This window comes from Sphingomonas bacterium (assembly GCF_903644135.1).
In the GTDB taxonomy this organism is placed as follows: Bacteria; Pseudomonadota; Alphaproteobacteria; order Sphingomonadales; family Sphingomonadaceae; genus Sphingomonas.
This window is the reverse complement of the sequence record NZ_CAHJXA010000207.1, coordinates 1-5066: the sequence shown is the minus strand read 5'-3', so window position 1 is coordinate 5066 and position 5066 is coordinate 1. Positions and strand designations below refer to the sequence as shown.

Sequence of the window (5066 nt, the reverse complement as noted above, 5' to 3'; positions counted from 1 at the left end):
GGGCGTCGACACGGTGGAGCATGGCGACGAGGGCACGCCTGCCGTCTTCGCGTTGATGAAGGCGCGCGGTACCTTCCTGTGCCCGACGCTGGCCGCCACCGAAGCGATCACGCGCTATCGCGGCTGGAACGGGCAGGCCCCCGAGCCGCCGACGATCACCGCCAAGCGCGCGAGCTTCGTCGGGGCGATCAAGGCGGGGGTGAAGCTGTGCGCGGGTGGCGACACCGGCGTGTTCTCTCATGGCGACAATGCGCGCGAGGAGGAACTGATGGTCGCGTGGGGCGGCCTTACTCCCGCCGCCGTGCTGACGATCGCGACGCAGGGCAATGCCGAGGCGCTGGGGCTTGCCGACCGGATCGGCCGCGTTCAGCCGGGCTATGCCGCCGACCTGGTGGCGGTCGCGGGCGACCCGACGCGCGACATCCATGCGCTGCGGGCGGTCAGGCTGGTGATGAAGGCCGGCGCGGTGGTGCGGCGCGAACCCTGAGCCTGACGGCGACACCCCGAGATGCAGAAGGAGCGAGAACGATGACCAAAATGATCTTCGTCAACCTGCCGGTGGCGGACGTCGCCGCCTCTACCGCGTTTTACGAGGCGATCGGCTTCGTCAAGGACGAGACGCTCGCCACGGGGCCGGATGCGGCGATGCTGCGCTGGTCGGACGATGTCAGCTTCACCCTGCTCAGCCACGCGCGCTTCGCGGACTTCGCGCCCAAGCCGATCGCCGACAGCCGCGCCACCAGCGCCATCCTGTTCGCCTTTGCGCTCGACAGCCGCGAGGAGGTCGATGCGATCACGGCCAAGGCGGTGGCGGCGGGTGGCCAGGAAGGGCACGAGCCGGAGGATATGGGCTTCATGTATTCGCGCGCGTTTGATGATCTTGACGGCCACAGCTTCGGACCGATGTGGATGGACGTCGCCGCGGCGGTGGCGGCGATGTCGACTGACGAGGCGGGCGCAACCTGACCCGGTCGCTTGACCAGCTAGATCCCTGATCGCGCCTTCGCCACCTCGATGGTGCGCCAGGCCTGCCAGCGGCGGCGCAGCTCTGCGCCACCCACGCTGATCGGCTGGTCGAGCAGGGTGGCGGCCTGCATCCGGTCGGTGCGGAAATGGCGAAAGCCGCCGCGCAGCTCGCACCATGCGATCAGGACCCGTCTGGCATCCGCATAGCCCAGGGTGACCGGCCACACGATACGCTCGGTCTCCTCGCCGCCTTCGGCGCGATAGACCAGCCGCAGCTTCAGGCGTTTGCGGACAGCCTCGCGGAGGATCGAGGTCTCGATCCTCTCCTCGACCGGGGCGAGGACCGGCTCGGCGGACGTGCTCGGTTCGGCGATGAACGGGCGCAGGTGGTCGGGCACGACCGCTGCGATCTTGGCGAGAACGTCGCGCGCCGCCGGCGAGAGCAGCCGGTCGCCGCGCTCGGCCACCCATTGCGCGCCCAGCACGACCGCCTCGATCTCGTCGGGTGTCAGCATGAGCGGCGGCATGTCGTAGTCGGCGGCGAGCAGATAGCCGAACCCGGCCTCGCCCGTGATCGGCACCCGCTGGCCGATCAGGTCGGCGATGTCGCGACAGACGGTGCGCGTCGACACCTCCAGCTCGGCGGCGAGCGCCGCGCCGGTGGTCGGTCGCTCGGTGCGGCGAAGGATCTGGATGATCTGGAACAGGCGTTCGGCACGGCGCATCTGGTGACTCCTGCTGACAGGATGCTGGCAGCAGGCCCGTGCGACAAGGGGCGATGCCGCGCGATCCGCCGGTGCCAGAGGACCGACCATGAAATTCGCCTCCACCCGCCTGATCGCCGCCGACATCCAGGCGATGGTCGCTTTCTACGAAATGGTGACGGGCCAGCGGGCCGACTGGCTCGCGCCGCAGTTCGCGGAGATCATCACGCCGGCAGCGACGCTGGCGATCGGCAGCGCCGAGACGGTGGCGGTGTTCAGCCCGGGCAGCGCCGAGCCGGGTGCCAACCGCACGGCGATCCTGGAGTTCATGGTCGAGGATGTCGACGCGGTGTTCGACCGGCTGAAGGACAAGGTCGACTTGGTCCACGCGCCGAAATTGCTGCCATGGGGCAACCGCTCGGTCCAGTTCCGCGATCCTGAAGGGACGATCGTCAGCCTCTTCACGCCGTTCACCACCGCCGCGAAGGAGCGCTTTGGATCGAGATAGGCTGCGAACGCGGATCGCGCCTAGCCGACACCAACGGGCTCTGATCCCGCAGCCATCACGCCCATCGTCACATAGTCGAGCTTGCCCGTCCCCAGCACCGGCAGCGCGTCGAGGATGCGGATGTCGCGAGGCACCGCCAGTTCGGCGATGCCGTGCGCCTTGGCCCAGCCCTGCAGCGCGCTCGCGGCGGCATCCTTGCGGGTGGTGAACAGCACCAGCTGCTCGCCCTTCTTCGCATCGGGGCGAGTAACGACGGCGTGCTCGGCGTCGGACCACAGCGCCGCCGCATAGCCCTCGACCGCGGGCAGCGACACCATCTCACCGCCGATCTTGGCGAAGCGCTTGGCGCGGCCGCGGATGGTGACGAACCCCGCTTCGTCGATCGTGACGATGTCGCCGCTGTCGTGCCAGCCACCCTCCGGCGGCTGCAGCACGCCGGGGCGGTCCGCCTTGAGATAGCCGGCCATCACGTTGGGCCCGCGGATCGACAGGCGGCCGCCTTCCGTGATGCCGGGCACCGGATCGAGCCGGCCCTCGACGCCGGGGAGCAGCCGGCCGACGCTGCCGGCGCGGAAATGCATCGGCGTATTGACCGCGATCACCGGCCCCGCCTCGGTCGCGCCATAGCCTTCGAGGATGCGCAGGCCGAACTTGTCCGCGTAAGCGCGCCGCGTCTCGTCGCGCACTCGCTCGGCACCGGCGAAGATGTAGCGCAGCGCGTAGAAGTCGTAGCCATGCGCCATCCGCGCATAGCCGGCGAGGAAGGTGTCGGTGCCGAACAGGATGGTCGCGTTGGCGTCATAAGCCAGCGCCGGCACCAGCCGATAGTGGAGCGGGCTGGGATACAGCACCGTCTCAACCCCCGACAGGATCGGCAGCAGCGTGCCGCCGGTCAGCCCGAAGCTGTGGAACACCGGCAGCGCGTTGAGCACCACGTCGCGCTCGTTGAAGTCGATCCGCGCCGCCAGCTGCAGGCAGTTGGCGAGCAGGTTGCGGTGGGTAAGGACGACGCCCTTGGGCACCCCTTCGGAGCCGCTGGTGAAGAGGATGACGGCGGGCGCGTCGGCGGCGATGCGCAACGCCCGGTGTCGCCGCCCGGCGAACCAGGACGCGACCGCTGCGCGCAACTTCGCAACCGCGCCGAGGCCGGCGGCGATGTCTTCCAGATAGCGGATCGCAACCCCCGTCTCGGCGAGCCCGGCGACGACCTCACCTAGCTTCGCCTGGTCGACGAAGGCGCGGGAAGTGACGATCGTGCGGATTTCCGCCGCAGTGCACGCGGCCTTCAGGTTGGCGAGTCCGGCGGTATAGTTGAGCATCGCCGGCACCCGCCCCTTCGCCTGCAGCGCGAAGAAGGCGACCACGACGCCGGCGATGTTGGGTAGTAGTAGTCCAACCGCCTCGCCCTGCCGCGTGCCCTCGGCTAGCGGTTCGCCAAGCGCCAGCGCGCCGGTGATCAGCCGCTGGTAGCTCAGCGGCTCGCGCTTCACGTCCTCGACCACCGGTGCGGCACCGCCGTGGACGTCCTTGGCGTCGAGCAGGGCTTGGAACAGCGTCCGGTCGATGTCGGACGTGGCGAAGATCATGTCGCTCATCACGTCGTACAGCTGCCGCCCCGCCGCCGCGCGCCGCTCGCGCGCGGTCTCGCCGCTCACCGCGAACCGCCGCGGCGGCAGGATGGTCAGGCTGATCCTGGGAAAGCGTCGCCGCCGCACCTTGCCGCCCAGTCGCGAGAAGCGGGTGAACTGCGCGCCGTCGATGCGCACCGGCACGATCGGCGCATCGGCCTTGTCGGCGACCATGCCGGGGCCGTCGAACACCTTCATCAGCGCACCGGTGGTGGTGATGCGGCCTTCGGGGAAAATCACCAGCGTCCGCCCCTCGCGCACTGCCTTGACCATTGCCTTGGCCGCCATCGGGTTGGTCGGATCGACCGGGAAGGCGTCGAACAGGCCGAGGAACGGCTTCACCCACCATGCCTTGGCGATGCTGGTGGCGACCGCGAAGGTCGGCTTGCCCGGCAAGAACGCGGCGAGCAGCAGGCCGTCGAGGAACGAGACGTGGTTGACCACCACCACCGCCGGCTCGCCGACACGGGGCATGTTGGCGCGGCCGTTGACCTCGACACGGTAAAGCAGGGTGAGAACGCTGCGGATCAACGCCTTGAGCAATGTTTCGGGCAGCAGCCAGCACGAGATCAGCGCAACCGCCAGCGTCGCGAACCCCAGCGCGCCGATCACGCCGGGGACGCTGCTGCCGCCCGCCAGCAGCGCCAGCGTGACACCGACCATCACCACGGTGACGGCGGCGTTGACGATGTTGTTGGCGGCGATGATCTGCGAGCGCTGCTCCGGCGCGCTGTGGGTCTGGAGGATCGCATAGAGCGGCACGATGAAGATGCCGCCCGACACGGCGATGCCGGCGAGCGCGGCGAGGATCACCCAGCTGCCCGGGGTCGCGAGATAGGCGGCGACCGACGGGCCGGCGTCACTGATCGCGTAACCTCGCGCGGCGAGCCACAGCAGCACCAGAAAGGCAGCCAGCGCCAGTGCCGAGGCGGGAACATAGCGCGCCGACACCTCGCCGGCGAGCAGGCGGTTGACCGCCAGCGAGCCGAGCGCGACGCCGACCGAGAAGACCAGCAGGAACAGGGTCACCAGCTGCGGCCCGCCGCCCAGCGTGCCCTTCACCAGCGGCGCGAACTCCGACAGTATGATCGCGCCGACCGAGAAGAACCAGCTGATTCCCAGGATGGCCACCCACACCCCGGCCCCGCCGCGCGCGGCGCGCAGGATCGCGACGGTGCCGCGCACGATGTTGAGGTCGATCGGCTGGCGCGGACGCACCGATGGCGCGCGCGGCACGAACAGGCTGGCGGCGAGGCCGGC

General features: G+C 69.7%; 5 protein-coding genes. 3 read left to right on the top strand and 2 right to left on the bottom strand.

Annotated features, from left to right (window positions below; genetic code table 11):
• The coding region (locus HUU96_RS11025; RefSeq protein ID WP_174292848.1) for an amidohydrolase family protein at window positions 1-487 on the top strand (487 nt) is incomplete at its 5' end.
• Between the two features lie 41 nt (window positions 488-528).
• On the top strand, window positions 529-966 hold the full coding sequence (locus HUU96_RS11020) for a VOC family protein (protein WP_174292847.1): 438 nt from the start codon (window positions 529-531) through the stop codon (window positions 964-966).
• A 17-nt stretch (window positions 967-983) separates the two neighbouring features.
• On the opposite strand, the gene HUU96_RS11015 is transcribed toward HUU96_RS11020, so the two are convergent.
• A complete protein-coding gene (locus HUU96_RS11015) occupies window positions 984-1691 on the bottom strand; it encodes a helix-turn-helix transcriptional regulator (RefSeq protein ID WP_174292846.1) in 708 nt (235 codons plus the stop codon).
• An 88-nt stretch (window positions 1692-1779) separates the two neighbouring features.
• On the opposite strand from HUU96_RS11015, the gene HUU96_RS11010 reads away from it, so the two are divergent.
• Window positions 1780-2178 (top strand): VOC family protein, encoded by a 399-nt coding sequence (locus tag HUU96_RS11010; protein ID WP_174292845.1) that lies wholly within the window; start codon window positions 1780-1782, stop codon window positions 2176-2178.
• Window positions 2179-2198: 20 nt separating this feature from the next.
• Here the strand turns inward: HUU96_RS11010 and HUU96_RS11005 are convergent.
• Window positions 2199-5066, bottom strand: a 2868-nt coding sequence (locus HUU96_RS11005; RefSeq protein ID WP_174292844.1) for an AMP-binding protein, incomplete at its 5' end; no start/stop codon positions are given.